We start from the raw sequence: 25,326 nt of genomic DNA on the forward strand, positions 1-25,326 counted from the left end.
TCAGCGGTCGTTCTCGTGCCCCGGCCGATAGAAGTAGTATGGATTTCGGGACGCGCCCCTGGACGACCAGCCGCGATCGTACCGGCGGTTGTCGCCATCGTAGCGACGGACATAGCGACTCCTGTCGCCATCGCGCCAGCCGTCGTCGCGGCGGCTGTAGGAGCGCCGGTAACGCCGCCGGTCGTCATCGTCATAATAGGAACGGCGGCTGCTGTAGTACCGCGGATAGCTGTAGCCCCGCGAGTAATAGCCGCCGGGATAGCTGTAGCTCGGCCGGGAATAGCCATAGCCATAGTCGCTATAGGCGTAGCTGTCGCCGTATCCGTATCCATAATCTCCCGGATAGGCGACGCAGGCACCCAGGCCGGCCGCAGCCGCCAGGGCACCGATCAGAAACAACCGACGCAGACCGGTCGGGGACATGAGTTGACACTCCTTCAGGCCGCGGGCCGCCTTACCTCGACTCGCGGCGGGCAAAGCGATCGGCCGGCGGCTACCGCCGGTTGCCGCCCCGGCTGTCCTCGTCGTAATAGCCATAGCCGACGCCGTAGCCGTAGCGCGGATAGCCGTAGTACCGGGGATAGCCGGAGTACCGCGGGGCCCGGTAGTACCTTGGGTAACTGTAGGCCCGGGGGTAGCTGTAGTAGGTGGGATAGCTGTACTGCGGATAGCTGTAGACGCGCGGCGGGGCATAGGCGTAGGCGTCGTAGCCATAGGTGCTGTAGCCGGCATAGCCCACCGGATAGGCGTAGCAGCCGCCGAGGCCGACCGCGGCTGCGGCCAGAGCGCCGGCAAGAAGCAGACGGCGCAGACGGGTCCGTGACATGACCTGACACTCCATCAGGCCGCGGGCAGTCGCCGCGATGGTGTCGCGGCTCCCCCCGCGGCGTGACGAATCAACGCAGCGCGGCCCGTCCGGTTCCGCCGCGGCAGAAAAGCCGGCCATACCGGCGGCGGACACATAGGCGTCACATTCAGCTGCTATGGAACACAGTTTTTATCAATCAATTCGAGGCTTTACAGGGACTTGTGCCGGCCGTTTGAGTGGGCCGCCAAAGGTTTCTGAGTTTTCATCTCCCAGCCCGACATTGCTCGGCTCCAGACTCTGTTGCCCATGACGATCCCGGCCGCGTTGCCACCCAGCCGGAGGCCAGTTCCAACAGGAGGGTACGGTGATCGGTCGCTATGGGGGCGATGTGCTGAACGGCGACGGCGGCGCCGACCGCTTCGTCTTCTCCGCCGCCTCGCACAGCACGGGCGCGGCGGCCGATCGGATCACCGATTTCAGCCACGCCCGGGGCGACCGCGTGGATCTGTCGGCGATCGACGCCAACACCGGCGCCGCTGGCAACCAAGCTTTCAGCTTCATCGGCAGCGGCGCCTTCACCCACCAGGCCGGCGAACTGCGCGCCTCCGTCTCCGGCGGCGTCACCACCATCGCCGGGGACATCAACGGCGACGACGTCTCCGATTTCCACATCCAGCTCACCGGCGCCATCGGCCTCGTCGCCGCCGACTTCGTGCTGTAGCGCCTACCCTCGGATCCGGGACTGCAGCCGGCGCCAGCTGTCCTTCGGCAGCGGCGCGTCGGCCCGTTTGTCCCAAGCGGCCAGCCCGGCGGGCGGCGCGAACCCGTCGTCCAGCACCGGGCCGAGGAACAGGGTGGCGAGCGGCACGCCCGCTTCCCAGGCAGCCTCGGCCGCCTCCAGATGGGTCTCCAGCCGCTCGATCCGGGCACCGTCCTCGATCCGCCCTTCGTGGAGCGGCGGGTCCTCGGCCGCGACCCGCAGCGTCAGATGGAGCGGTAGCTTCGGCCAGGCCTCGGCCAGTCGGTCGAGCGCCCGGCGCAGCGAGTCGGGGCCGGCGCTCGCGGGCACAGTTCCGCGCGGACGGCCGACCAAATTCACCCCGCCCGGGGCCGCATCCTCCATCCGGGCCCAGAGCGGCCCGGCATGGTCGAGCAGCAGTTGGTCGACCGGGCCGCGGCAACGCTTCTCGTCGTCCTCCTCGACCAGCCGGCCCAGCCGCTCGGCCGCCAGCTCGGGGTACCGGCCATCGCGCAGGGTGGTGACCGACGCCTCCCAGCCCAGCGCCTCGGCGATGACCACGGCGTCGGAGGAGGCCAGCGTGTCATCCCAGGGCTCGGGCGGCGGGCCGGCCAGCGCGGCACCCAGGCGCCAGCGGTCGCTTTCCTGCCGCAGCGCCGACAGCGCCAGGCCACGGCCGAGCAGCAGGTGGTGCAGGATCGCACGGAAGGCCGCGTCCTCGGCCATGCCGATCGGGCGGTCGCGCCACGCCGTCTCGTCGCGGGCGAAGCCGGGGGCACCGGCATCGATCGTCAGCGCCGCCATCCGATCGCCGATCCGGCCGGCGACGCGGCAGGCGAATTCGGCGAAGCGCCAGGCCGTGTCGCGCGCGGTCCAGCCGCCGCGGATGCGGATGTCGCGCGGCAGCCGGGCCGGCGCCAGCAGCGGCCAGGGGGCAAGCCCGGCCTCGCCCATCGCATCGACCCGGCGGTCGAGCCCGGCCACCGCCGCCGGGTCGAGCTTGCCGCGCCCCTCCGGCTGCAGCGCCGCCCAGTCGAGGGCGAAGCGGCCGGCGGTGGCGCCCATCTCGGCCGCCAGGCGCAGCGCCTCGGCCTCCTGCCGCGGCGTCGCCGGCACGCCGAGATCAGCGCCCCAGACCAGCGCAGCCGCCGCCGGCGCTAGCTCGTCTCCCCGCCCTCCGGGCCCCAGAAGATCACCCATGTCGCAAAATCATCGCTGAATTCCTCGAACCGATGCTCCATATGGGCCGGAACGAAGATCACGTCACCCGGTCCGAACGGTTTCCGCTCGCCGTCACGGAAAAACGTGCCGCTGCCGCGCCAGACCACATAGAGCTCGTCGCGCTTGTGCGGACCCTGCGGATCGGTGCCGCGCGGGGCGTAGAGCCCGGCCTTCATGGTGCCGTGCTGCAGCCGGTAGAGGAACTGCTCGGCCGGCGGAGCTGGGAAACGGGCCGCGATTTCGGCCACCGTGATCAGCCAGTCTTCGGCGCTCATGGCGCTCTCCCTCTGTCCCTGGTCCGGGAACGGTAGGCCCGCCGGCCCCGGCCGGCGATCGGAACCTTGTCTCGCGACAAGCTGCGGCTTTCCTCGGCCGCCGATTCGGGGCTATGTCGCGATCAACCCGCCCCGGAGAGCGCGATGACCGATTTCGACCCGACCGACCCCGCCGCCTATCCGCATTGGGCGGAGGAGCGCGTGCGCTACTCCGACACCGACGCGTTGGGCCATGTGAACAACAACGCCTATGGCGTCTATTTCGAGACGGCGCGGCTGCACTTCTTCCGCGACGCCGGCATCCATCTGGGCAAGAGCCGCGGCGCCGTGGTGGTGCGCATCACCATGAACTTCCTGCGCGAACTGACCTGGCCGAACGACGTGCGCATCGGCACCCGGATGGTGAAGCTGGGCGGCAAATCCTTCACTTATGCCCAGGCGCTGTTCGTCGGCGACCGCTGCCACGCGACGGCGGAGACGGTGAGCGCCATGTTCGACCTGGAGACACGGCAATCCTTCCCGATCCCGGAGGAACTGCGCACCCGCTTCGCGCCCGAGCTGTAGATCAGGCCGTCTCCTCGGCCGGCCGCGTCTCCGGCATCGTCAGCGTGATCAGCACCAGCCCGGCCGCGGCCACCGCGGCAAGCGTGGTGAAGGCGGCGTAGCTGCCGAAGCTGTCGGCCACGAAGCCGGCCAGGATGGTGCTGACCGCGGCGCCGATGCCCATGGCGCAGCCGACCAGCCCTTGGGCCAGGTTGAAATGGCCGCTGCCGCGGGCGAGGTCGGCCACGGTCAGCGGCACCAGCACGCCCAACACCGTCGCCGACACCCCGTCCAGCACCTGGAAGGCCACCAGCAATTGCGGCTCGCCGGTCAGCGAGAACAGGAAGGCGCGGATCGCCAGCGCGACGAAGCCGAGGATCAGGAACGGCCGCCGGCCCCAGCGCTGCGCCGCCCGGCCCATCCAGGGCGACAGCACCGTCACGGTCAGCTGCGGCACGATCACCGCGGCCGCGACCATCAGCGTCGCCGCCTGGCTCGACCGCAGCGTCACCATGCTGGCGGCGAGCGGCAGCATCGCCGCATTCGCCAGGTGGAACATGGCGATGCAGCCGGCGAAGACCACCAGCGTGCGGTTGCGCGCCAGCAGGGCGAGGCCGGCCAGCGAGGCCTTCAGCCCCCCGCCTTCCCGCCGCGGCGCCGCCGGGGCGGGCCGGATCTCCTGCGCCCGGATGCGGGTCAGAGCGAACAGGGCCGGCGCCACCAGCGCCGCGGCCAGGAAGAACACCGCCTGGCTCGACAGGTACTGGCCGCACAGGCCCATCACCGCGGCGGCGATGCCGGTGCCGGCCGAGGCGAAGGCGGCGTTGCGGCCCAGCCGCTCGCTCATCCCGGCCGGGCCGGCCAGGCCGAGGCTGAGCGAGACGATGGCGAAGCTGACGATGCAGCTGGCCGCGGCATGCAGCACGCGCGAGGCCAGCACGACCGGGAAGATCGGCCAGGCGGCGAAGGCGAAGGCGCTGACGCCGATCGCGGTCAGCGCCACCGCGGCCGTCGCCCGCACCGACCGCACGCTGTCGACGAAGGCCCCGAGCGGCACCTGCCCGACCAGGCCGACCAAGCCGCTGACGGTGAGCACCAAGCCGATATCGACCTGGGTCCAACGCTGCGTCGTCAGGAACACCGCGACGAAGGCGCCGAAGCCGGTCTGCACATCGGCGACGAAGAACACGAACCAGTCGAGCCCGCGGCGGCTGCCACGGGAGGGCCGCGGCACAGTCGCATCGACCGGGGCCATCGCCCCGGCCGCGTCCTTCCGGTCGAAACCGTCGTTTCCCGCCATCGGCCCGGCTAGGGCTTCGGCGCCGGTGCGTTGGCCTCCGGCGCGGCTGCGGGAGCGGGGGTCGCTGGCGCAGGAGCCGACGACGGCGACCCCGGCGCATCAGGGGCGGCGGGGGCCGGCGCGGTGTCCGCCCGGCCGACCACCACCACCGGCTCGCCTGGCTTGTAGGCCGGGGCGCCGCGCAGCTGGGCCTCCGACAGGTCGGTGACGATGGTGTCCATGCTGCCGTCCTTCGGGAAATGCAGCACCCGCCAGTCGACCGCGATCTGGCGCGAGCCGACGCCGAGGAACCCGCCGAAATCGACGATGGCGGCCCGCGTCATTCCAGCGCGGTCGACCACGACGTCGACCACCCGGCCCAGATCCTCGCCCGAGGCGCTGCGCACCGATTTGCCGAGCAGCGTGCCGGCCGCGCCGCCATCGATCACGACCGCCGGCGTCTCCGAGGCCTGCCGCTGGTCGGGCGCGGGGGTTGCCGGGGCCGGGGCCTCGGCGGCAGGCGGCGTTTCGGGCTTGGCCGGCTGAGACTCCTGGGCGCGGGAGGTGCCGGCCGCCGCGACGACGGCGAGCACGGCCGGGAGAAGAATGCGCATCGCGGAACCTGCCGTTGTTGTGGACCTGATCTGGGGCGCCTGCCGTCGATGACAACCGCTTCGTCCGGATCAACCCGCGACGGGCCGGCCCGTTCTTGCCGCACCCGCGAAATAGCGCTAGGACAGGGCCGACTTTTCGGCCCCCTCATCAAGGATGGCATGTGATGGCGCGCAACAAGATCGCCCTCGTCGGCGCCGGGCAAATCGGCGGCACCCTCGCCCTTCTCGCCGGCCTCAAGGAGCTCGGCGACATCGTCCTGTTCGACGTGGTCGACGGCGTGCCGCAGGGCAAGGCGCTCGACATCGCCCAGGCCTCGGCGGTCGAGGGCTTCGACGCCGTGCTCAAGGGCGGCAGCGATTATTCCGTGATCGAGGGCGCCGACGTCGTCATCGTCACCGCCGGCGTGCCGCGCAAGCCGGGCATGAGCCGCGACGACCTGATCGGCATCAACACCAAGGTGATGCAGGCGGTCGGCGCCGGCATCAAGCAGTACGCCCCGAACGCCTTCGTCATCTGCATCACCAACCCGCTGGACGCCATGGTCGGCGTGCTGCGCGAGGTCTCCGGCCTGAAGCCGGAGAAGGTGGTCGGCATGGCCGGCGTGCTCGACTCGGCGCGCTTCCGCTACTTCCTGGCCGAGGAGTTCAACGTCTCGGTCGAGGACGTCACCGCCTTCGTGCTGGGCGGCCATGGCGACACCATGGTGCCGCTGGCCCGCTACTCCACCGTCGCCGGCATCCCGCTGCCGGACCTGGTGAAGATGGGCTGGACCACGCAGGAGAAGCTGGACCAGATCATCCAGCGCACCCGCGACGGCGGCGCCGAGATCGTCGGCCTGCTGAAGACCGGCAGCGCCTTCTACGCCCCCGCCTCCTCCGCCATCGCCATGGCCGAGAGCTACCTGCGCGACAAGAAGCGCGTGCTGCCCTGCGCCGCCTACCTGACCGGCCAGTACGGCGTCAGCGACTTCTACATCGGCGTGCCGGTGGTGATCGGCGCCGGCGGCGTGGAGCGGATCGTCGAGGTCCAGTTCGACGCCGACGAGAAGGCCGCCTTCGACAAGTCGGTCGCCGCGGTGAAGGGCCTAGTCGAGACCACCAAGAAGCTGATGGAATCCGCCGCCTGATCGTTTCGCCTCTCTGCGGTTTGCGAACGCCGCGGGCCCCGGTCCGCGGCGTTCGTCGTTTCGGCCTGCCGATTTCTGCCGCAATCGCGCGCCAGCCTTCGGGGTGGCGCCGCCTCTCGCCTCCGCCACCTCGGATGGCTAGAGTGCGCACCCCATGGAACGACCGAGGATGCCCATGACCCGTCTGATCCTGGCCGCCGCCGGCCTGTCCGTCCTGGCCCTGGCCGCCTGCGGCGGCGACAACACGGTGCCGATCGACCGCCCGATCATGCAGGCCGAGCCGACACCGCCGGCGGTTCCGGCCGAGCCGATCCAGCGCCAGCCGCTGTCGTCCCCGCCCTCCTCGCTGACCGGACAGCAGGACCCGTCGCAGACGCCCGCGCCGCAGTAAGTCGGCCCGGTCCTACGGCACCGGCAGGTTGTCGAGCAATCGCGTGGCGCCGAGCCGGACCGCGGCGATCAGCCGTCGCGGCCGGCCGGGCGCCGGCTCGGCCAGTGTCTCGGCGTCGCGCAGCACCAGATAGTCGACCGCGTCGAAGCCGGCGTCGCGCAGCCGGTCCGGCCCGGCGGCCAGCAGCGACGGGTCGGCGGCGATCTCGGCCAGGATCCGGTTCAGCCGCCGCGCCACCGCCAGCTGCGCCTCGCCGAGATAGGCGTTGCGCGATGACAAGGCCAAGCCGTCGCGGTCGCGCACCGTCGGCACCGGCAGGATCTCGCAGGGCAAGTCCAGGTCGCGCACCAGCCGGCGCACCAGCAGCAGCTGCTGGAAATCCTTCTCGCCGAAGGCGGCGAGGTCGGGCGTCGCCTGGATCAGCAGCTTCGCCACAACCGTCGCCACCCCGGCGAAATGGCCGGGCCGCACCGCCGCCTCGAGATCGGCGACGATCGGGCCGCTGGGTACGATCGAGAAGGCGAAGCCCTCCGGATAGATCTCCCCGACCGTCGGCAGATAGGCCAGGTCGGCGCCGGTCGACGCCAGCTTGGCCAGATCCTCGGCCTCGCGCCGCGGATAGCGGCTGAAATCCTCCTTCGGGCCGAACTGGGCCGGGTTGACGAAGATGCTGAACAGCACCCGGTCGGCGCCGGCCTTCCGCAGGGCGGCGGCCAGATCGAGATGGCCCTGGTGCAGCGCACCCATGGTCGGCACCAGGCCGATGCGGTCGCCGGCCCGGCGCCCGCCGGCGACCGCGGCGCGCAGCTCGGCCGCGGTCCGGGCGATCACGGGATGGGCGGGATCGGTCATGACGGCTTCTTCTCGGCGAAGACATGCTCGGGGCCCGGGAAGCGCCGGGCGCGGACATCGGCGGCGAAGCCTGTCACCGCCTCGGTGATCGCCGCCTCCAGGTCGGCATAGCGGCGAACGAAGCGCGGCGTGGCGGCGCCGGTCAGCCCGAGCAGGTCGTCGGTCACCAGCACCTGGCCGTCGCAGGCCACCGAGGCGCCGATGCCGATGGTCGGGATCGGCACCTCCTCCGTGATCCGGCGGGCCAGCGGCTCGACCGTGCCCTCGATCACCAGCGAGAAAGCGCCGGCCGCGGCCATCGCCTTCGCCGCGACCAGGATTCGCGCCGCCTCCTCCGCCGACCGGCCGCGGGCGTTGTAACCGCCCAGCACGTTGACCGATTGCGGCAGCAGGCCGACATGGCCCATCACCGGGATGCCGCGGGCGGTGAGGAAGGCCACCGTCTCCGCCATCTCCTCGCCGCCCTCCAGCTTCACGGCGGAGGCGCCCTCGGCCATCAGCCGGGCCGAGGCGGCGAAGGCGTCGCGCGGCGAGGCCTGGTAGCTGCCGAAGGGCAGGTCGGCGACGATCGCGGCCCGGGCCGAGCCACGGCGAACGGCAGCGGTGTGCAGCGCCATCATCTCGAGCGTGACGCCGACCGTGCTGTCGAGCCCATGCACCACCATGCCCAGGCTGTCGCCGACCAGCAGCGCGTCGACATGCGGGTCCAGCAGCCGGGCCACCGGCGTGGTGTAGGCGGTCAGCACCACGATCGGCTCCTGCCCCTTGCGGGCGCGGAGCTGCGGGATCGTGATGCGCCGGATCGCGGCGGAAACGCTCACCTCGGTGCACTCCCAGGACTTCGGGATCTGTCGTCCCGATCCGGGATGCTGCAGTGCAAAATCCGTTGAGGCAAGCCAGATGTCACGGCGCGGAAAACAACGGACGGCCGAAGCCGCCCGTCAGAGCTGGAGGAGCGGCGGAAACGTCAGGCCGCCGCCGCCCGCTCGCTCTCCGCATCCGGCACCGGGCCCTTGCCGAAGCCGACGGCCAGGCGGTTCCAGCTGTTGATCGAGCAGATGGCGAGCGTCAGGTCGACCAGCTCGCGGTCGCTGAACTGCGCCTTCGCCGCCGCGTAGATCGCATCCGGCACCTGCCGCCTGTCGGCGACGCGGGTCAGGGCCTCGGCCCAGGCCAGCGCCGCCTGCTCGCGGGCGCTGAACAGGCCGTGCGCCTCGCGCCAGCCGGCCAGGCAGTCGAGCCGCTGCTGGCTCTCCCCGGCTTCGCGCAGGCTCTTGGCATGCATGTCGAGGCAGAAGGCGCAGCCATTGATCTGCGACACCCGCAAATCGATCAGCAGCAGCAGGGCCGTGGGCAGGCCGCAGTTCTCCAGATAGAGATGCACGCCGTACTGCGCCTTGCGGGCGCCGAGGGCCGTGGCCGCCCAGTCGAGACGCTTGGACATGTCGGAAGACCTGCTTCGGATGGGCCTCTCCCGCGTCCGGCGGAAGAGGCCACGCAACAGCGCTCTCGCAGCCTCAGGCCGCGGCCGCCTTCTGGCTCTCCGCGTCCGGCTGCGGCCCCTTGGCGAAGCCGACGGCCAGGCGGTTCCAGCTGTTGATCGAGCAGATGGCGAGGGTCAGGTCGACCAGCTCGCGATCCTCGAACTGCGCCTTCACCGACTGGTAGATCGCCTCCGGCACCTGGCGGGTGTCGGCGACCAGGGTCAGCGCCTCGGCCCAGGCCAGCGCCGCCTGCTCGCGGGCGCTGAACAGGCCGTGCGCCTCGCGCCAGCCGGCGACGGCGTCCAGCCGCTGCTGGCCCTCGCCGGCCTGGCGCAGCGCCTTGGAATGCATGTCGAGGCAGTAGGCGCAGCCGTTGATCTGCGAGACCCGCAGGAAGATCAGCTCCTGCAGGGTCATCGGCAGGCCACAGCCCTCGAGATAGGTGTGCACGCCGTACTGGGCCTTGATGGCGCCGGGGGCGATGGCGGCGTAGTTGAGACGAGCGGACATTGGTCGAACCTTCCCAGTCTTGAGATCGGACCCGCCCATCGGGCGGTCTCGACATCAAGACGAGATGGCTTTCGCGGATGTGACAGGCCCGCCGGGAAAATCGTCAGGCCGCGTCCGGAACCGCCCGGCCGAAGCCGTTTTGCCCGGCCCAGGCCTCGATCGCGCGGGCGGCGGACAGCACCGCATGGTCGCCGCGGCGGCGGCCGATGATCTGCAGGCCGAAGGGCAGGCCGGCCTCGTCGCGGCCGAAGGGCAGCGCCACCGAGGGCAGCCCGGCCAGGGTCGGGCCATAGGCCAGCGCCAGCCAGTGGAAGTAGCTGGACAAAGCGGCGCCGTCGATCGTCGCCGGGTACCAGTCCTGCCACGGGAAGGGCGGATGGCCGGCCACCGGGCAGATCACCACGTCGACATCGGACAGGAAGGCGTCGGCATCGCGGACCACCCGGGTCTGCACGGTCAGCGCGCTGGCCACGTCGGCGAGGCCCAGCTTCATCCCGGCGGCGACATTGGCGCTGACGTTCGGCCCGACCTTGTCCGGCGTCGCCTCGACCTTCTCGCGGTGCGAGGCGACGAAGCCGACGGCGCGCAGCGTGGCGAAGGCCTGGTCCACCCCGGCCATGTCCACGGTGAAATCGACGCTGCCGCCCACCGCCGGCTCCAGCGCCTGGCGGGCGGCCCGGAAGCTGCGGCGGACGCGGCTGTCGACCGGGGCGAAGCCGAGATCCTCGGTGAAGGCGACGGTCAGGCCGCCGAGTTCGACCGGGTCGAGCGCGCGGAAGGGCTCGCCCTCGGCGCCGAGCGACAGCGGGTCGCGCGGGTCGTGGCCGACCATGGCGGACAGCATCAGGGCGGCATCGGTCACGGTGCGGGCCATCGGCCCATCGACCGACAGCGGCGACCAGCCATGGCCGCGGGTCTCGGTCGGGATCAGGCCCGGTGTCGGGCGGAAGCCGACGATGCCGCAATAGGCGGCCGGGGTGCGCAGGCTGCCGGCGAGGTCGGAGCCGGTGGCAAGCGGGACCATGCCGCAGGCCAGCGCCACCGCCGAGCCGCCGGAGGAGCCGGCACAGGTCAGGTCGTGATCAAAGGGATTGCGGGTCGGGCCGAACACCTCGTTGCGGGTGTTGGCGCCGGCGCCGAATTCCGGCGTGTTGGTCTTGGCCAGCACGATCGCCCCGGCATCACGCAGCACCGCCACCACCCGCTCATCCGCCGCCGGCACGTTCTCGGCGAACAGCGGCGAGCCATAGGCGGTCAACAGCCCTTCGGTCTCGCTGAGGTCTTTCACTCCGATCGGCAGCCCGTGCAGCGGCCCGAGGGCGTCGCCGCGGCGCACCACGGCCTCGGCCGCCCGCGCCTCGGCCCGGGCCCGGTCATAGGCCTTGGCGGTGATGGCGTTCACCGCCGGGTCGGCCGCCTCGATCCGGGCGATGCAGCTCTCGACCAGATCGACCGGCGAGACCTCCCCCGCCCCGATCAGGCGCCGCAGTTCCACCGCCTCGAGATCGCACAGCTCCGCCATGACCGCCTCTTGCTCCGGAATTCTTGTCCGGCAAATCTGCGGGGCCGCGGCGGACAGCGTCAACCGCGATCGGCGGCCACCAGATCCGCGTAGTCCGGATGGCGCTCGATGAAGGCGGCGATGAACGGGCAGAGCGGCCGGATGGTCAGCCCGGCGGCGCGGATCAGGTCCAGCGTGCCGCGCGCCAGGGCGGTGCCGACGCCGCGGCCGGACAGCGCCTGCGGCACTTCGGTGTGGACCAGCTCGACCACATCGCCGTCGCGGCGATAGGAGACGAAGGCGGTGATGCCGTCGACCGCCATCTCGTAGCGGCTCAGCGCCGGATTGTCGGCCACCTCGGCCATCGCTGCTCCTCCATCGGATTCGGTGCGGGCAGTATGGCCCGGCCGTCCCGCCCGCACAAAAAGGGTACACAAACCATCCGAGGCATGATCCAACTTTGCGCTTGGGCAGGGGAATCGCCCCGGCATCCGGGTTCTCGGCCATGCCCGACCCGCGCCAGGCGGCGACGGATCAATGTGGGATTGGGCAGGATGTTCATCGCACTTCTGAAATCGATCGTCCGGACCGGCAGCCTGCGGGTGATCGACGCCGCCGGCGTCGCCCACAAGATCGGCGACGACTCGCCGCCCCGCGCCGTGATCCGGCTGAAGTCGCGTCGGCTGGCCTACTCCCTGGCGCTGAACCCTGGCCTGGCGCTGGGCGAGGCCTATATGGACGGCCAGCTGACGATCGAGGAAGGTTCGCTCTACGACTTCCTGGCGCTGCTGGCGCAGAACTTCAAAGTCGATCGCCATGGCTGGCTGGCGCTGGTCGAGCGGGTGACCCGCGGGCTGAAGCAGACCAACCCGATCGGCAAGGCGCAGCGCAACGTCGCCCATCACTACGACCTGTCGGCCCAGCTGTACGACCTGTTCCTCGACACCGACCGCCAGTATTCCTGCGCCTATTTCGCCACCCCCGGGGACAGCCTGGAGACGGCGCAGCTGAACAAGAAGCGGCACATCGCCGCCAAGCTGCTGTTCGACCGGCCGGGTCTGAAGACGCTGGACATCGGCTCCGGCTGGGGCGGGCTCGGGCTCTACCTCGCCCGCGAGGCCGGGGCCGACGTCACCGGCGTGACCCTGAGCACCGAGCAGCACAAGCTGAGCACGGCGCGGGCGGCCGCGGCCGGGCTGGCGGATCGGGCGCAGTTCCACCTGCGCGACTATCGGCAGGAGGCCGGGCCCTATCAGCGCATCGTCTCGGTCGGCATGTTCGAGCATGTCGGCAAGCGCAACTACGCCGAGTTCTTCGCCAAGCTGCACGGCCTGCTGGCCGATGACGGCGTCGCCCTGATCCACAGCATCGGCTATTCCGACACGCCGGGCCCGATCAACCCGTTCATCCGCAAATACATCTTCCCGGGCGCCGACCTGCCGACCCTGTCGGAACTGGCGACGATGGCGGAGCGCCACGGCCTCTATGTCACCGATGTCGAGGTGCTGCGCATCCACTACGCCGAGACGCTGCGGCACTGGCGCGAGCGCTTCATGGCCCGCCGGGCCGACGCCGCGAAGCTCTACGACGAGCGCTTCTGCCGGATGTGGGAGTTCTATCTGGCGCTGTGCGAGGTCGGCTTCCGCTACCGCACCACCGTGGTGTTCCAACTGCAATTCGCCAAGCGCATCGACACCGTGCCGATCACCCGCGACTACATGGTCGAGCGCGAGCGCGCGATGGCGCTGACCGACGCCGGCGACAGCCTGCCGGAACCAAGTCGGGCCGCGGGCTGAGACGAGAACGGCCCGCCGGGGATCGGCGGGCCATTCGGGAAGTCAGGAGGCACAATCCGCCGCCGGGACCAGGGTCGGGGCGCGGCGGTCGAGCCGCAGGCTGACCATCGCCACCGCGACGCCGACCAGGGGCACCAGCGCCGCCACCCAGGGCACTGCGCCGAGGCCGGGCCCGTGCTCGATCACCTGGCCGCCGAGCCAGGCGCCCAGTGCGTTGCCGAGGTTGAAGGCGGCGATGTTGAAGCTGGAGGCCAGGCTCTGGCCGGCGCCTTCCGCCTTCTCCATCACCCACATCTGCAGCGGCGCGACGGTGGCGAAGCCGGCGGCGCCGAGCAGGCCGACGAAGACCACGGCCAGGACGGTGCTGTGCACGGCGAAGGTCATCAGCCCCAGCACCACGGCCAGGACCAGCATGCTGCCCAGCACCGTCGGCACCAGCCAGCGATCGGCGAACCTGCCGCCAGCCAAGTTGCCGACCACCAACCCGCCGCCGAACACCAGCAGGATCGGAGACACCGCCCGTTCCGACACGCCGGTGATCTGGGTCAGGATCGGCGCGATATAGGTGAAGACGGCGAAGACGGCGGCGAAGCCCAGCACGGTGGTCAAGAGGCCCAGCAGCACCGGGCGGCGCGCCAGCACCTTCAGATCCTGCCGCCAGTCCGACTCCTCGGCCGGCGCCTCGTCCTTCGGCACGGCGACGGCGATCACGGCGAGGGCGACGAGGCCGACCGCGGTCACCGCCCAGAAGGTGGCGCGCCAGCCGAAGCCCTGGCCCAGCCAGGTGCCGAAGGGCACGCCCAGGATGTTGGCGACGGTCAGGCCGGTGAACATGATGGCGATGGCCGAGGCGCGCTTCTGCGCCGGCACCAGGCCGGTGGCGACCACCGAGCCGACGCCGAAGAAGGTGCCGTGGGCAAAGGCCGTCAGCACCCGCGCCGCCATCAGCGTGGCGTAGTCGGGCGCCACCGCACAGGCCAGGTTGCCGAGGGTGAAGATCACCATCAGCCCCAGCAGCACGGACTTCCGCGACATCCGGCCGGTCAGGGTGGTGAGGATCGGCGCGCCGGCGACGACGCCGAGCGCATAGCCGCTGATCAGCAGGCCGGCGATGGAGATCGAGACGCCGAGATCGGTCCCGACCTCCATCAGCAGGCCCATGATCACGAATTCGGTGATGCCGATGCCGAAGGCACCGACCGCGAGGGCATAGAGGGCAACGGGCATGACGGCCACCTTGCGATGAAAGCTCACCGCTAGATGGTCGTCGCGCCCGGCTTGGACTATGCTTCCGGAAAGCCAATCAGTTGTGACGCGGCTTCCAAGATGCCGAACCTCCTACTCCGCCGCGATCGCCTGCCCCTGGCCCGCACGGCGCGCCGCGATACGCTGCTGCCGCCGCCCCTCGCGGATCTTCGCCCGCTCCAGCTCGCGCCTGCGCTTGGCCGCCGCCACCCGGGCCGCCTTGCGCTCATCCGCCGTCTCGGCCTCGTGCAGCGCCACTGCGGCGTGGCCGAGCTGGCCGATCAGCCGGTCCTGGCGCTGGGCGTAGCGGAACGAGGCCAGCAGCGCCTCGTCGTTCATCGCCGTTTGGCAGTAGTAGCGCTCGAACACCTTCATGTTGAAGTCGAGCACATGCGAATAGACGTGCCGCCGGTCGTCCCGCCACTGGTGGCTGAAGCCGTGCATGACGATATCGTAGCTCGGGAAATAGAACAGCCGCGGGTCGCTCGGGGCGTTGCGGCGGAAGAACTCGTCCATCGCCGCGCGCAGGATCGCCTTCGACACCGCATTGGCAGACAGGCAGGTCACCGGCCGGAAGGTCGCGGTCAGCGGGATCGGCGACACCGTGAACAGCACCGCCGCATCCGGCCGGAAGCCGCGGATCAGCGCGTGGATCGCCTGCAGGTTCTCCAGGTTCTCGGCATGGCTGGTGACGCGGAACTTGTGCCGAGCCGGGTCGTATTTGTCCTTCGGCACCGCCCGCCAGAACACCTCGCCGGTCGGCTCGTCGTACCACACCTCGGACAGGCCGAGGGTAATGACGAACAGCTCCGCCTCGTCGAACAGCGCCTTGGTCCGCAGCCGCACTGCCTCGTCATAGCCGAACTCGGCGGCATCATAGCCGTGCCACAGCTCGGCCTGCGGCGTCTTGCCCAGCCAGGCCCATTCGAATTGCTGGCGGATGGCGAAGGTGTTGACCATGCCGTCGCCCATGCTCGAGACATAGGCCAGGTTGTCGCGCTTGGTCAGCACGTTGAAGCCGGCCTTGTGCAGATAGCGGCTGATGTTCTCGGCGAAGCAGGAGCCGAAGGCGACGATCGGCGTGTCCCGGGTCACGAACCGCTCCGCCGGCATCCAGCCCTTGGCGAAATAGTCGGAGACGACGCCGGCGCGCTCGAGCGACGTGTCGCTCGGATAGAAGTTCGTCGTCTCGCCGCGGAAGAACGTCGCGCTGGCCTTGCGCTGCGCGCCGTCCTGCTCGACCAGGATTCTGGACATGGGAGATCCCTTCCGTCTAGCGGCCCAGTCCGGCTGGGCCGGCAGCACCTCGAAACCAGTTTTGATGCGTTGCAGCATGACAGGGTGTCGTTTCCGAATCCACCCCTCGCCAGATCGAAACCTTGAATCCAGAGATTTCGACGAACCGAGCCACAGCTCTCCAGCCGAGAAACGCCCATGGACATCAACCGTTCCGGTGAAATGGAAGTCTTCGTGCGGGTGGTGGAGGAAGGCAGCTTCTCCGCCGCCGCCCGCCGCCTCGGCCTGACGCCGTCGGCCGTCGCCAAGCTGATCGGCCGGCTGGAGGACCGGCTGGGGGTGCGCCTCCTCGCCCGCTCCACCCGCAGCCTGCGGCCGACGCCGGAGGGCGATCTGTTCTACGAGCAGGCCAGCCGCATCCTGGCCGACATCGCCGAGGCCGAGGCCGGCGTCTCCGGCTCCTCGGCACCGCGCGGGCGGCTTCGGATCAGCGCCTCGATCCCGTTCGGCACCCATTGCGTGGTGCCGCTGCTGCCGGAGTTCCGCGCCCGCTTCCCGGCGGTGACGCTGGATGCCAGCCTGACCGACGAGGTGGTGGACATCCTGGCCGAGCGCACCGACGTCGCCATCCGCCACGGGCCGCTGCGCGACAGCAGCCTGCAGGCCCGCAAGCTGGGCGCCAGCCGGCGTGCCCTGATCGCCGCGCCGTCCTATCTCGAGCGCCGCGGCGTGCCCCAGACGCCGGCCGACCTGGCCGGGCATGATTGCCTGACCTTCAACTACCGCCGCAGCTTCACCGACTGGATCCTGGCCGGGCCGGAGGGGCCGCGGCCGATGCAGGTGAGCGGGCCCGTGGTGGTCAACAACGGCGAGACGCTGCGCCAGGCGGTGCTGGCCGGGATGGGGATCGGCCGCACCGCCCTCTACCACGTCATGCCCGACCTCGCCGCCGGCCGGCTGGTCGAGCTGCTGCCGGAGTACGACCCGCACGAGATGGAGGAGATCCACGCCCTGTTCCTGGGCCGCGGCACCATGCCGGCCCGGGTGCGCGCCTTTATCGACTTTCTGGTCGAACGGCTGCGCTTCGAGTAAGTGCTATCCTCGCGCCGCTAGGGCCGGCAGGTCGTCCCAGGCGTAGAGCAGGTTGTCGGAGCGCCAGAGCGGACCGGGGTCGGTGTAGGCGCCGGCGCGGCGGCCGCCCTGGGCCTCGTAGAAGGCGATCGCCGGGTCGTTGCCGACCACCACGCCGAGGCCGAGCGCCGCATAGCCCCGCTCGGCCAGCGCCGCGGCCATGGCGGCGAGCAGCCGGCGGCCGATGCCGCGGCGGGCGAAGTCGCGGCCGACATAGAGGTACTTGACCTCGCCCCGGTCGCCGAAGGCGGGGTCGCCCGGCGGCCCGGCCAGGCCGAAGCCGGCCAGCGTGCCGTCGATCTCGGCGACGAGGGCAGTCTGCGCCGGATCGGCCAGGGTCGCCTCCCAGCGGGCCTGACGGCGGCCGACGTCGAGCGCGGCCGCGGCCTGGGGCGGCGCCAAGTCGCGATAGGTGTCGCGCCAGACCGCGACATGCAGCGCGGCGATGGCCGGCGCATCGGCCGCGACGGCGGGGCGGACGATGTCAGTAGGGATCGCTGGCCTCCAGGATTTCCTGCCCCATCAGGGCGCAGGTGTCGGGGATCTGGGCGTAGAGGAAATGCGTCCGGTACTCGGCCTTGTAGATGAAGCCCCAGACTTCGAGCACGTCGAAACGGCCTTCGCCCTGCAGGGCCTTGACCGTGCCCACGGCCTTCGCGGTGTCGTCGACCGACAGCTCGGTGTCCTCGCCGAAATGGAACGCCAGCAGCGTGCGGGCATGGGCGACGGCATCGGTGGCACAGGGATGGGCGGCCTGAGCCCGGGCGGGACCGGCGGCGGCCAGCATCGCGGCGGTGAAGGCCGCGACCGCAGCGAGAGGCCGGAGCGTCATGCCGCGGTCTGCGCCGCATCCCGGGCCTGGGCGCGCTGCACCGCCGGACGCGTGGCCAGGGTGGCGAGGTAGGCCGCCAGCGTCGGGTTCTCCGGCAGCTTGCCCCAGCCCTGCAGCCATTGCAGCAGCGACCCGATCAGCACGTCGGCGGCGCTGAACCGGGCGCCGAGCAGATAGGGACCGCCGGCCTGCAGCGCCGTCTCGACCCGCCGCAGCGCCTCGGGGAAGGGGCACCAGCCGAGCGTGCTGGCCGGCGGCTCCTCGCGCCGCGGGAACACCGAATCGGACAGAGCGGGCTCGAGCACCGATGGGCAGTAGCCGATCCAGGTGGCGTAGGCCGCACGCTCGCGCGAGCCGACCGGCGGCGCGAGGCCGGCCTCGGGCAGGGTGTCGGCGACATAGGCGCAGATCGCGGCGCTCTCGGTCACCACCGCCGGCGGCGACCAGTCCCCGGCCGGGCCGCGGTCGATCAGCGCCGGCACCTTGCCCGCCGGGTTGATGGCGAGATAGGCGGGGTCCTTGTGTGTCGCCTTGGCGAAGTCGTGCTGGGCGACCGCGAACGGCACCCCCGTCTCCTCCAGCAGCCACAGGATGCGGCTGGAGCGGGAGCGCGGCGCGTGGTGCAGGATGAAGCGCGGCGTGGTCATGGTCCTCCCCCGAGGAATGTCGTCGTGGCGGCAGTGAACCACAGATGCGGATTGTGAAGCCAGGACGGCTCAGCCCGGTCCGGTCAACCCATCCTCGACCCCGCGCACCTCCTCGACAAGCCAGGCGCGGAAGGCGGCCAGCTTGGGCGTCCGCCACACGGCCGGCCGGGCGGCGACGTAATAGGCGAACCGTGTCGGCCAGGGCCGGTCGAGCGCCAGCACCAGCCGGCCGGCGGCGATCTCCTCCTCGACATAGAGGTCACGGATCAGCGCCAGCCCCTGGCCGGCGATCGCCGCCCGCACCAGCAGCAGGTCGCTGTCGAAGGCGGGGCCGCGCTCGGCCCGCGGATCCTCGATCCCCTGCGCCGCCAGCCACAGCCGCCAGTCGGCCCGGTCACCGTCCTGCAGCAGCGGGAAGGCCAGGCAGTCGGCCGGCGCCGTGATCGGCGGACCGCGGCGCAGCAGATCCGGGCTGGCGACCGGCAGCAGGCGCGGCGCCAGCAGGGGCTCCGACACCAGCCCCGGCCAGTGGCCGAGGCCGTGGCGCAGCACCACGTCGACCCGGCCGAGATCGGACAGCGCCGTGGTCGCCTCCACCCGCACCTCGATCTCCGGATGGCGGGCGGTGAAGCGGCCGAGCCGCGGCACCAGCCAGGAGGCGGCGAAGGCCGGCGCGGTGCTGACCGTCAGCGTCTCCCGCCGGCCCTCCACCGCCAGCAGGTCGAGCGCCTCGGCCAACTGGTCGAAGCCGCGCTGGACCAGCGGATGCGCCCGGGCGCCGGCCTCGGTCAGGCGGATGCCGCGGTGGTCACGCTCGAACAGCACCAGGCCCAGCCGCTGCTCCAGCAGCTTGAGCTGCTGGCTGACCGCGCCCGGGGTCACGCCCATGGCCTCGGCCGCCGCCTTGACGCTGCCGCGCCGGCCGATCTCGGCATAGGCCCTGAGGCCCAGGAGAGGAAGTGGCCCGGTCATGGCCTGAGTTTAGCTGAGCTAAATCCAGTCGGCATGGAATCTCGTTTGCTCTGCCGCTGTCGATCCCGCCAGACTTTAGCCAATCTATGCAAGGAGTGACATCATGCGGGAACGGGCGACGGGCGGCCGCTGGGTCCTGGTGGGCATCGGCTTTGCGGCGCTGGCGCTGTCCTTCTCGGTCCGCGCCGTGCTCGGGCTGTCGATGCCGGCGATCGAGGCGGAGCTGGGCTGGGACCGCAGCGTCCTGTCTGGGGCCAGCGCGCTGGCGCTGTGCGTCATGGCGGCGATGGCGCCGCTGATGGGCGCCGCGGTCGACCGGCACGGCCCGCGCCGCCTGCTGGCCGGCGGGCTGCTGCTGATCGCCGCCGGCGCCGCGATCGTGGCCATGGGTCACTCCATCGCCCTGTTCCTGCTCGGCTTCGGCATCGTCGCCGCGATCGGCTTCACCGCGGTCGGCACCAACATCGTCGCCGCGGCGGTGGCCCGGCGTTTCAGCGAGGAGCGCGGCCTGGCCACCGGCATTGCCACCGCCGGCGCCACCGCGGGCCAGCTGGTGCTGGTGCCGCTGGTGGCGCTGCTGGCCGCGGGCACGGCCTGGCGCGCCGGCTTCGCCGCCCTGGCCGCCGCCTGCCTGGTGCTGGGCCTCGCCGCCTGGGCGGCGCTGCGCGGCGAACCGGCCCCGGCGCCGCCGTCGCGGCAGGAGTCGGATGCGGGCGGCCCGGCGGCGCTGATGCGCAGCCCGGTGTTCCATCTGCTGTTCTGGAGCTTCGCGATCTGCGGCTTCACCACCACCGGGGTGATCGAGACGCATCTGCTGCCCTTCGCCGCCCGATGCGGCTTCCCGCCCTTGCCCAGCGCCGCCGCCTATGGCGTGCTGTCGGCGGTGAACCTGGCCGGGATGGTGCTGGCCGGCTGGCTGGCCGACCGGGTCGGCCGGCCGCTGCTACTGGGCGTGATCTACCTGGCGCGGGCCGCCAGCTTCATCCTGCTGATCGGCCTCGGTCCCGACATCCGCTGGCTCTATGTCTTCGCCGTGGTGTTCGGCCTGTTCGACTATTCGACCGTGCCGGTGACGGTCAGCCTGGCGGCGAGCCATCTCGGCACCGCCCGGCTGGGTCTGGCGATGGGGCTGATCTCGGCCGGCCATGCCGCGGGCGGGGCGCTGGGCGCCTTCCTGGGCGGGGTGGTGTTCGACCGCTTCGCCGACTATGCCCCGCTCTGGGCCGGCTCGATCGGCCTCGCCGTCCTGGCCGGCCTCCTGGCCCTGGCCCTGCCCCGCCGGACGACGCTGCCGGTGGCGGCGTGAGGGCTCAGATCGCCAGCGACAGCGCCGGCGGCCTCACCCCTTCCAACTCCAGCAGCGCCGCCTTGCGGTGCAGGCCGCCGCCATAGGCTGTCAGGGTGCCGTCGCTGCCGACCAGGCGATGGCAGGGCACCACCACCGAGATCGGGTTGGCGCCGTTCGCGGCGCCGACGGCACGGGCCGCCTGCGGCCGATCGAGCTGCAGCGCCATGTCGCGATAGGTCAGGGCGGTGCCGCAGGGGATGTCGCAGAGCGCCGCCCAGACCAGGCGCTGGAACGGCGTGCCGAAGGGCGCCATCGGCAGTGCGAACGCCCGGCGCCGGCCGGCGAAGTATTCGCCGAGCTGATCCGCGACCGGGCGCAACGCGGCGGGATCGGCCGGCCCCGTCTGCAGCCCCTCCCGGGCCACGCGGCGCTGGCTGAAGGTCGGGGTGCCGTCGGCGCCGTCGAAATCCAGGCCGACCAGGGCGCCGGTGGCGTCGACCAGGGCCAGCATCGGGCCGAGCGGCGTGTCGACCCAGCCGGCGGTGATCGGGGGGATGGGATCGGCGAAGATCATGGCCGCATCCCAGCCGGCGGCGGCAATGCTGGCAACCCGGATCTTGCGGCGCTCATGCCCCCGCGGGCCGGCCGAAGCGCCGCCGCTCGCCGCCCCGCACCAACTCCACCGCCAGATCCGGATGCCCGGACGGCAGCAGCGGGTCGGTGAGCCGCTCGCCGAAGCTGCGGCGCAGGCCGAAGACATGGCACAGCATCAGGTTGGTGGTCAGCCCGGGCCCGCTGGAATAGACCCGCCAACCGCCATCGGTGGCGATCGCCCCCTGCTTCACCAGGCCCCAGTCGGCGCCGGCCGCGTAGCGATCGGCGAAGGCGGCATCGCTTGAGCTGAAATAGGCGTTGCGCTGGCGCGGCGACGCGTTCGGCACCACCTCGGTCGATGCCACCGGGCTGGCCTGCAGCAGGATCCGCCACACCGCATCCGCCTCGCCATGCGCCGCCATCGCCTCGCCGGCGCGGAGATGGGCGTGGGTGTACATCAGCCCGATCTCGCGGCCGAAGAAAGCGGCGGATTCGGCCCGGCGGAACAGGGTCTCGACCCCGCCGCGATAGGTCACCGGCCGGTCCATCAGCCGGATGCCGTCGGGGAAGGTCAGGTGCTCGCGGATCAGCTCGAGATGGCGCTCGACCGCCTCGCCGGCGAACAGCCCGGCGATCAGCGCCCGCTTCATCGGCAGCAGCGAGTAATGCAGGCCGGTGCGGGTATCGTCGGGGTGCAGCAGCAGCTCGGCGACGGTGCCGTCCGGGTTGAACACGGCATAGCCGGCCAGCACGCCGTCGCGCACCAGATGGCGCTGCAGGTCCCAGTGCATCGACCCGGCCAGGGCCTCGATCTCGCGCGCCTTGGCCGGCCGGCCGGCATGGTCCAGCACCCCGGCCCAGCGGTTGAGCTGCTGGGTCAAGAGCGCCACGGTCCAGGCGCTGACCATCCAGTCGCGCAGATGCGGGTCGACCGGCTGCAGCGAATCGTTCCAGTCGCCCTCGCCGTAGCGCAGCAGCCGGGTGCCGGGGATGAACCGCTCCTGCACCACCGCGACGATGCGGTCGATATGGGCCGAGACCGGGTCCCGCCGCTCGGTGCGGGAAAAATCCTGCTCGTTGCGCCAGGCCACCGGCTCGTCCAGGAAGGCCATGTCGCCGGTGGCCTCGATGTAGTCGCACAGCGCCTTCAGCGGCCAGACGATGACGTCGCCATGGGCGTGCCGGTCCTGGATCGGGGCGTAAGGCTCCAGCATGAACCATTGCGGCCAGTCGCCCCGGCTCTCGTATTGCTGGGCAAAGACCGTGCGCAGCACCTCCTTGGCCGCGGCGTCGTGCTCCAGCGCCAGCAGGAACTCCAGTGCGCCCTGGCAGACGTCGCGGGTGCCCCAGGCGCCACCGGTATACTGCTCCAGCCCGTGCGGCACGGTCAGATGGATCATCGCGTCATGCGCCAGCCAGGGGAAGGCGGCGTCCAGCGCCGCGCCCTCCGACCCGCCGCCGGTGACCCGCAGGCCGCGCGTCACCTCCGCCCAATGGGCATTGGCCGAGCCCAGCATCTCGTCGAAGGACACGCCGGCGGCATAGCGGTCGGCCAGGGCGGCGGCCGCCGCCGGATCGGTCAGCGACCCGGTGACGGCGAAGCCGAAGCCGGCGACCGGGCCGGTGCGCAGCGCGATGTACCCGCCGCCCCGCCCCTGCCCGTCGGCATAGAACAGCTCGTCGCCGCCGACCGCCTCGATCGCGTCGGGCGTCGGGGTCACCAGGTGGTAGACCGAGTCGGGATAGCGCTGGCCCCACAGCCAGTCCGGGTCGGGCCGGAAGGCGATGCGCTTGCCGGCGGCGTCGATCGAAACCCGCCCGGCCTGCTCGAGCTCCCGCTCGCCGAGCACGAGATGGCCGAGGACGAGGAAGCGGCAGGGCGCGCCCTCCACCTCCACCCGCCATTGCATCGCCGTGTCGGCGCCGGAGACGGCAGCGCGGACGGTGACGGTGCGGCCGCGGAAGCGGTAGATCCAGCGGGCCTCCGCCAGACCCATCTCGAAGGCCGAAGGCACCGACAACAAGCGCCAGCCCTCGCCCGCATCGACCAGGATGCGCAGGCCGGAGGCGCGGGTGATGTTGTACGGATCGCGCGAGACCGAGAACAGCTTGTGGAACGAGGTGTTGCCGATGGTCAGCTGGGCGGCGAAGACGCCATGCGCCCAGACCGTGGCACAAAGCAGCCCGTCGGTCGGCAGCAGCGCGGCGCCGGAGCGCAGCAGCGCGCCGTGGCGGCGGCGCAGGTCGCGCTCCTTGGCCCGCAGCACAATGTGCCGGTTCAGGTTGCCCTCATCGACGAAGAAGGATTGCACCGCGCCGTCCCGCCGCTCCTCCAGCCGCCGGGCCGGCCAGAGGCGGTCCAGCGCGGCCGTGTCGAGATCCTCGGCCACCAGCGGCGGCGAATCCTGCAGCAGGCCACGCACCGGCGTCTCCAGCGCCACCTCGGCCGGGCGGAAGGCCTCGGCGGCCTGCAGCGCCCGGTCGACCACGGCCAGGTCGTCATCCACCGACGCCCCCTTGTGGTCCGGTACGAACAGGCCGAAGAAGCTCCAGGCCGCCTTGGCGCCGGGCGCCAGCGGGACCAGGGCGGAGGCAATGGCCGGGCAGGCGACCTCGTGCTGCAGCCGTTCGTCCGGCAACTCGCCCGTCACCTCGGCCCGGTCGCGGAAGCCGGGACCGAAGCTCTGCGCCGCATCGGTGGCGAAGCCGGCCGCGCCCTCCAGGCAGCCATGCGCCACCCAGGGGATCCGGCCGCCCTGGGCCAGGGCCTGGCGGCTCATCACCACCGGGCCGAGGCGCGGGTGCCGACCGATGTGGTGGTCGATATATTGCGAGGCATAGGCCTCGTTGTTCATCAGGAAGCCGCGGCTGCCGAGGCCGATATCCTGAAGCAGCACCGCCGAGACCTCGGCCGCCGCCGGGCCCTTGTTCTCGACCTCGACCCGCCACAGCCAGAGATCGGCGTCCGGCGCCAGCCACAGCGTGACGCGATGCGAGAGGCCTTCGCTCTCTCCGCCCCAGACGAATCGGTCCGGCCCGACGCCGGCCTGCAACCGCGCCGCCGGCCCGACCGCCTCGACCACGCGGCCGCCGCCGAGCCGCAGCAGCACCCGGCCGATGCCGCCCGCGATCGGCGAGCCCAGCACCTGGTTGACCAGCACCGGGTCGCTCTTCTCGTCCACCCGGTGCGACAGTGCGAACAGCGCGCCGTTCGGCAGCAGGGCGGCGGCGAGGCCGGTGTTGTTGGCGATCCGGCGCAGCCCGAGACTGGTGTCGCGCGGCAGGATGAAGTCGGCCGTCATTGTTGTTCCCTCCGTCCGGGTTCCCTTCTACCCCGGCCCGGAGCCTATGCCTATGGGACCCGATGCCTGCCTTGGCGCCGTCGCAATTCGCCTCTCTACTCCGGCCCAACCGCAACCCATCCGGGGACCGACCATGACCCGATTCCGTTCCAGCCTGCTCGCCGCTGCCCTGCTCGCCGCCGTCGCGGTGCCGGCCGTGATCGTCGCCACGACACCGGCCCTGGCCGCCGAGGCCGCCGCGCCAACGCTGACGATGACCGGCGAGGGCAGCGCCAGCGCCGCGCCCGACCAGGCCACCATCACCAGCGGCGTCACCAGCGAGGGCAAGACCGCGCGCGAGGCCGTGGACGCCAACAGCAAGGCCATGGCAGCGCTGATCGACGCCTTCAAGAAGGCCGGCATCCAGGCCGCCGACCTGCAGACCAGCGGCTTCTCGGTGCAGCCGCGCTACGCCGCGCCGGAGGAGGGCTCGGGCGAGGCGCCGAAGATCGACGGCTACGAGGTGCGCAACCAGGTGACCGTGCGGGTGCGAGACCTGACCAAGCTGGGCGCCGTGCTGGACACCGCGGTCGGCACCGGCGCGAACCAGATCGACGGCATCGGCTTCGGCCTGGCCGACCCCGCACCGGTGCTGGACAAGGCGCGCGAGGCCGCGGTGGCGGACGCCAAACGCAAGGCCGAGCTGATCGCCAAGGCCGCCGGGGTGAAGCTGGGCCGCATCCTGGCGATCGCCGAGCCGGGGTCGGAACCCGGGCCGCGCCCGATGATGGCCGCGTACGCCATGGAAAAGATGGCCGCCGTCCCGGTCGAGGCCGGCGAGAGCGAATTCAAGGCACGGGTGACCGTGACCTGGGAGATCGCGCAGTAAGCACGCCCGATCGAGGCCGGAGCCGCCCCCTCACCCTCCCCGCCCCAGCGGGGCGGGCCCCGCCCCCACCC

Annotated in this window: 28 protein-coding genes; 8 read left to right on the plus strand and 20 right to left on the minus strand. The window is 71.6% G+C overall.

The features are described 5' to 3' along the window. Positions 1-423, minus strand: coding sequence for a hypothetical protein (locus AAHM41_RS03730; protein WP_342235168.1), 423 nt, complete (start codon positions 421-423; stop codon positions 1-3). Between the two features lie 70 nt (positions 424-493). After that, on the minus strand, positions 494-826 hold the full coding sequence (locus tag AAHM41_RS03735) for a hypothetical protein (RefSeq protein WP_342235169.1): 333 nt from the start codon (positions 824-826) through the stop codon (positions 494-496). Positions 827-1,172: 346 nt separating this feature from the next. On the opposite strand from AAHM41_RS03735, the gene AAHM41_RS03740 reads away from it, so the two are divergent. Continuing rightward, complete coding sequence (locus AAHM41_RS03740) at positions 1,173-1,529, plus strand: M10 family metallopeptidase C-terminal domain-containing protein (RefSeq protein WP_342235170.1); 357 nt, start codon at positions 1,173-1,175, stop codon at positions 1,527-1,529. Between the two features lie 3 nt (positions 1,530-1,532). On the opposite strand, the gene AAHM41_RS03745 is transcribed toward AAHM41_RS03740, so the two are convergent. Continuing rightward, positions 1,533-2,747 carry a family 1 glycosylhydrolase gene (locus AAHM41_RS03745; protein ID WP_342235171.1) on the minus strand — a complete coding sequence of 405 codons (1,215 nt, stop codon included), beginning with the start codon at positions 2,745-2,747 and terminating at the stop codon, positions 1,533-1,535. Further along, positions 2,705-3,043 carry a cupin domain-containing protein gene (locus tag AAHM41_RS03750; protein ID WP_342235172.1) on the minus strand — a complete coding sequence of 113 codons (339 nt, stop codon included), beginning with the start codon at positions 3,041-3,043 and terminating at the stop codon, positions 2,705-2,707. The genes AAHM41_RS03745 and AAHM41_RS03750 overlap by 43 nt, the downstream gene beginning before the upstream one ends. 144 nt (positions 3,044-3,187) lie before the next feature. Here AAHM41_RS03750 and AAHM41_RS03755 point away from each other — a divergent pair, with 144 nt between their 5' ends. Beyond that, positions 3,188-3,607 carry an acyl-CoA thioesterase gene (locus AAHM41_RS03755; RefSeq protein WP_342235173.1) on the plus strand — a complete coding sequence of 140 codons (420 nt, stop codon included), beginning with the start codon at positions 3,188-3,190 and terminating at the stop codon, positions 3,605-3,607. 1 nt (position 3,608) lies between these two features. Here the strand turns inward: AAHM41_RS03755 and AAHM41_RS03760 are convergent, their stop codons facing one another. Continuing rightward, positions 3,609-4,886 carry an MFS transporter gene (locus AAHM41_RS03760; RefSeq protein WP_342235174.1) on the minus strand — a complete coding sequence of 426 codons (1,278 nt, stop codon included), beginning with the start codon at positions 4,884-4,886 and terminating at the stop codon, positions 3,609-3,611. An 8-nt stretch (positions 4,887-4,894) separates the two neighbouring features. Further along, the gene (locus AAHM41_RS03765; protein ID WP_342235175.1) at positions 4,895-5,479 is read right to left on the minus strand and encodes a PRC-barrel domain-containing protein; all 585 of its coding nucleotides are present in this window, start codon (positions 5,477-5,479) and stop codon (positions 4,895-4,897) included. A 164-nt stretch (positions 5,480-5,643) separates the two neighbouring features. On the opposite strand from AAHM41_RS03765, the gene mdh reads away from it, so the two are divergent. Together mdh and AAHM41_RS03775 are read left to right on the plus strand one after the other, a co-directional pair. Next, positions 5,644-6,606, plus strand: coding sequence for a malate dehydrogenase (gene mdh, locus AAHM41_RS03770; protein ID WP_342235176.1), 963 nt, complete (start codon positions 5,644-5,646; stop codon positions 6,604-6,606). Positions 6,607-6,781: 175 nt separating this feature from the next. Beyond that, positions 6,782-6,997, plus strand: a complete 216-nt coding sequence (locus AAHM41_RS03775; RefSeq protein ID WP_342235177.1) for a hypothetical protein — start codon at positions 6,782-6,784, stop codon at positions 6,995-6,997. Positions 6,998-7,009: 12 nt separating this feature from the next. On the opposite strand, the gene panC is transcribed toward AAHM41_RS03775, so the two are convergent. The 6 genes from panC to AAHM41_RS03805 form a co-directional block, all read right to left on the minus strand. Continuing rightward, positions 7,010-7,849, minus strand: coding sequence for a pantoate--beta-alanine ligase (gene panC, locus AAHM41_RS03780; protein WP_342235178.1), 840 nt, complete (start codon positions 7,847-7,849; stop codon positions 7,010-7,012). Further along, positions 7,846-8,670 (minus strand): 3-methyl-2-oxobutanoate hydroxymethyltransferase, encoded by an 825-nt coding sequence (gene panB, locus AAHM41_RS03785; protein ID WP_342235179.1) that lies wholly within the window; start codon positions 8,668-8,670, stop codon positions 7,846-7,848. The genes panC and panB overlap by 4 nt, the downstream gene beginning before the upstream one ends. 146 nt (positions 8,671-8,816) lie before the next feature. After that, positions 8,817-9,293 carry a carboxymuconolactone decarboxylase family protein gene (locus AAHM41_RS03790; RefSeq protein ID WP_342235180.1) on the minus strand — a complete coding sequence of 159 codons (477 nt, stop codon included), beginning with the start codon at positions 9,291-9,293 and terminating at the stop codon, positions 8,817-8,819. Between the two features lie 73 nt (positions 9,294-9,366). After that, entirely contained in the window at positions 9,367-9,843 is a 477-nt protein-coding gene (locus tag AAHM41_RS03795; RefSeq protein ID WP_342235181.1) for a carboxymuconolactone decarboxylase family protein, read from the minus strand. A gap of 103 nt (positions 9,844-9,946) precedes the next feature. Beyond that, on the minus strand, positions 9,947-11,365 hold the full coding sequence (locus AAHM41_RS03800; RefSeq protein WP_342235182.1) for an amidase: 1,419 nt from the start codon (positions 11,363-11,365) through the stop codon (positions 9,947-9,949). Between the two features lie 59 nt (positions 11,366-11,424). Further along, complete coding sequence (locus AAHM41_RS03805; RefSeq protein WP_342235183.1) at positions 11,425-11,709, minus strand: GNAT family N-acetyltransferase; 285 nt, start codon at positions 11,707-11,709, stop codon at positions 11,425-11,427. A gap of 189 nt (positions 11,710-11,898) precedes the next feature. Here AAHM41_RS03805 and AAHM41_RS03810 point away from each other — a divergent pair, with 189 nt between their 5' ends. Next, a complete protein-coding gene (locus tag AAHM41_RS03810; protein WP_342235184.1) occupies positions 11,899-13,140 on the plus strand; it encodes a cyclopropane-fatty-acyl-phospholipid synthase family protein in 1,242 nt (413 codons plus the stop codon). Positions 13,141-13,182: 42 nt separating this feature from the next. On the opposite strand, the gene AAHM41_RS03815 is transcribed toward AAHM41_RS03810, so the two are convergent. After that, complete coding sequence (locus AAHM41_RS03815) at positions 13,183-14,367, minus strand: MFS transporter (protein WP_342235185.1); 1,185 nt, start codon at positions 14,365-14,367, stop codon at positions 13,183-13,185. Between the two features lie 111 nt (positions 14,368-14,478). Then, complete coding sequence (locus tag AAHM41_RS03820; RefSeq protein ID WP_342235186.1) at positions 14,479-15,642, minus strand: GSCFA domain-containing protein; 1,164 nt, start codon at positions 15,640-15,642, stop codon at positions 14,479-14,481. A 177-nt stretch (positions 15,643-15,819) separates the two neighbouring features. Here AAHM41_RS03820 and AAHM41_RS03825 point away from each other — a divergent pair, with 177 nt between their 5' ends. Beyond that, positions 15,820-16,713, plus strand: a complete 894-nt coding sequence (locus AAHM41_RS03825) for a LysR family transcriptional regulator (protein ID WP_342235187.1) — start codon at positions 15,820-15,822, stop codon at positions 16,711-16,713. Between the two features lie 3 nt (positions 16,714-16,716). Here the strand turns inward: AAHM41_RS03825 and AAHM41_RS03830 are convergent, their stop codons facing one another. From AAHM41_RS03830 to AAHM41_RS03845, 4 genes are all read right to left on the minus strand, one after another. After that, on the minus strand, positions 16,717-17,154 hold the full coding sequence (locus AAHM41_RS03830) for a GNAT family N-acetyltransferase (RefSeq protein ID WP_342235188.1): 438 nt from the start codon (positions 17,152-17,154) through the stop codon (positions 16,717-16,719). A gap of 82 nt (positions 17,155-17,236) precedes the next feature. Next, entirely contained in the window at positions 17,237-17,584 is a 348-nt protein-coding gene (locus tag AAHM41_RS03835; RefSeq protein ID WP_342235189.1) for a hypothetical protein, read from the minus strand. Next, complete coding sequence (locus tag AAHM41_RS03840) at positions 17,581-18,231, minus strand: glutathione S-transferase family protein (RefSeq protein WP_342235190.1); 651 nt, start codon at positions 18,229-18,231, stop codon at positions 17,581-17,583. The genes AAHM41_RS03835 and AAHM41_RS03840 overlap by 4 nt, the downstream gene beginning before the upstream one ends. Positions 18,232-18,300: 69 nt before the next feature. Then, positions 18,301-19,203, minus strand: a complete 903-nt coding sequence (locus AAHM41_RS03845; RefSeq protein ID WP_342235191.1) for a LysR substrate-binding domain-containing protein — start codon at positions 19,201-19,203, stop codon at positions 18,301-18,303. 103 nt (positions 19,204-19,306) lie between these two features. Between AAHM41_RS03845 and AAHM41_RS03850 the strand changes: the two genes are divergently transcribed. Continuing rightward, the gene (locus AAHM41_RS03850; protein WP_342235192.1) at positions 19,307-20,509 is read left to right on the plus strand and encodes an MFS transporter; all 1,203 of its coding nucleotides are present in this window, start codon (positions 19,307-19,309) and stop codon (positions 20,507-20,509) included. 4 nt (positions 20,510-20,513) lie between these two features. Here AAHM41_RS03850 and AAHM41_RS03855 read toward each other — a convergent pair whose 3' ends face one another. Continuing rightward, positions 20,514-21,065: a methylated-DNA--[protein]-cysteine S-methyltransferase gene (locus AAHM41_RS03855; protein WP_342235193.1), complete on the minus strand. Its 552-nt coding sequence runs from the start codon at positions 21,063-21,065 to the stop codon at positions 20,514-20,516. Positions 21,066-21,117: 52 nt separating this feature from the next. Next, on the minus strand, positions 21,118-24,387 hold the full coding sequence (locus AAHM41_RS03860; RefSeq protein WP_342235194.1) for a hypothetical protein: 3,270 nt from the start codon (positions 24,385-24,387) through the stop codon (positions 21,118-21,120). A gap of 133 nt (positions 24,388-24,520) precedes the next feature. Here AAHM41_RS03860 and AAHM41_RS03865 point away from each other — a divergent pair, with 133 nt between their 5' ends. After that, positions 24,521-25,255: an SIMPL domain-containing protein gene (locus AAHM41_RS03865; RefSeq protein ID WP_342235195.1), complete on the plus strand. Its 735-nt coding sequence runs from the start codon at positions 24,521-24,523 to the stop codon at positions 25,253-25,255. Positions 25,256-25,326 lie beyond the last annotated feature (71 nt).

It is taken from the genome of Inquilinus sp. OTU3971 (assembly GCF_038440215.1).

Coding starts and splice junctions, on each gene's coding strand:
- AAHM41_RS03730 (WP_342235168.1), bottom strand. CDS start 423: ATGTCCCCGACCGGTCTGCGTCGGTTGTTTCTGATCGGTGCCCTGGCG.
- AAHM41_RS03735 (WP_342235169.1), bottom strand. CDS start 826: ATGTCACGGACCCGTCTGCGCCGTCTGCTTCTTGCCGGCGCTCTGGCC.
- AAHM41_RS03745 (WP_342235171.1), bottom strand. CDS start 2,747: ATGGGTGATCTTCTGGGGCCCGGAGGGCGGGGAGACGAGCTAGCGCCG.
- AAHM41_RS03750 (WP_342235172.1), bottom strand. CDS start 3,043: ATGAGCGCCGAAGACTGGCTGATCACGGTGGCCGAAATCGCGGCCCGT.
- AAHM41_RS03755 (WP_342235173.1), top strand. CDS start 3,188: ATGACCGATTTCGACCCGACCGACCCCGCCGCCTATCCGCATTGGGCG.
- AAHM41_RS03760 (WP_342235174.1), bottom strand. CDS start 4,886: ATGGCGGGAAACGACGGTTTCGACCGGAAGGACGCGGCCGGGGCGATG.
- AAHM41_RS03765 (WP_342235175.1), bottom strand. CDS start 5,479: ATGCGCATTCTTCTCCCGGCCGTGCTCGCCGTCGTCGCGGCGGCCGGC.
- mdh (WP_342235176.1), top strand. CDS start 5,644: ATGGCGCGCAACAAGATCGCCCTCGTCGGCGCCGGGCAAATCGGCGGC.
- AAHM41_RS03775 (WP_342235177.1), top strand. CDS start 6,782: ATGACCCGTCTGATCCTGGCCGCCGCCGGCCTGTCCGTCCTGGCCCTG.
- panC (WP_342235178.1), bottom strand. CDS start 7,849: ATGACCGATCCCGCCCATCCCGTGATCGCCCGGACCGCGGCCGAGCTG.
- AAHM41_RS03790 (WP_342235180.1), bottom strand. CDS start 9,293: ATGTCCAAGCGTCTCGACTGGGCGGCCACGGCCCTCGGCGCCCGCAAG.
- AAHM41_RS03795 (WP_342235181.1), bottom strand. CDS start 9,843: ATGTCCGCTCGTCTCAACTACGCCGCCATCGCCCCCGGCGCCATCAAG.
- AAHM41_RS03800 (WP_342235182.1), bottom strand. CDS start 11,365: ATGGCGGAGCTGTGCGATCTCGAGGCGGTGGAACTGCGGCGCCTGATC.
- AAHM41_RS03805 (WP_342235183.1), bottom strand. CDS start 11,709: ATGGCCGAGGTGGCCGACAATCCGGCGCTGAGCCGCTACGAGATGGCG.
- AAHM41_RS03810 (WP_342235184.1), top strand. CDS start 11,899: ATGTTCATCGCACTTCTGAAATCGATCGTCCGGACCGGCAGCCTGCGG.
- AAHM41_RS03815 (WP_342235185.1), bottom strand. CDS start 14,367: ATGCCCGTTGCCCTCTATGCCCTCGCGGTCGGTGCCTTCGGCATCGGC.
- AAHM41_RS03820 (WP_342235186.1), bottom strand. CDS start 15,642: ATGTCCAGAATCCTGGTCGAGCAGGACGGCGCGCAGCGCAAGGCCAGC.
- AAHM41_RS03825 (WP_342235187.1), top strand. CDS start 15,820: ATGGACATCAACCGTTCCGGTGAAATGGAAGTCTTCGTGCGGGTGGTG.
- AAHM41_RS03835 (WP_342235189.1), bottom strand. CDS start 17,584: ATGACGCTCCGGCCTCTCGCTGCGGTCGCGGCCTTCACCGCCGCGATG.
- AAHM41_RS03840 (WP_342235190.1), bottom strand. CDS start 18,231: ATGACCACGCCGCGCTTCATCCTGCACCACGCGCCGCGCTCCCGCTCC.
- AAHM41_RS03845 (WP_342235191.1), bottom strand. CDS start 19,203: ATGACCGGGCCACTTCCTCTCCTGGGCCTCAGGGCCTATGCCGAGATC.
- AAHM41_RS03850 (WP_342235192.1), top strand. CDS start 19,307: ATGCGGGAACGGGCGACGGGCGGCCGCTGGGTCCTGGTGGGCATCGGC.
- AAHM41_RS03855 (WP_342235193.1), bottom strand. CDS start 21,065: ATGATCTTCGCCGATCCCATCCCCCCGATCACCGCCGGCTGGGTCGAC.
- AAHM41_RS03860 (WP_342235194.1), bottom strand. CDS start 24,387: ATGACGGCCGACTTCATCCTGCCGCGCGACACCAGTCTCGGGCTGCGC.
- AAHM41_RS03865 (WP_342235195.1), top strand. CDS start 24,521: ATGACCCGATTCCGTTCCAGCCTGCTCGCCGCTGCCCTGCTCGCCGCC.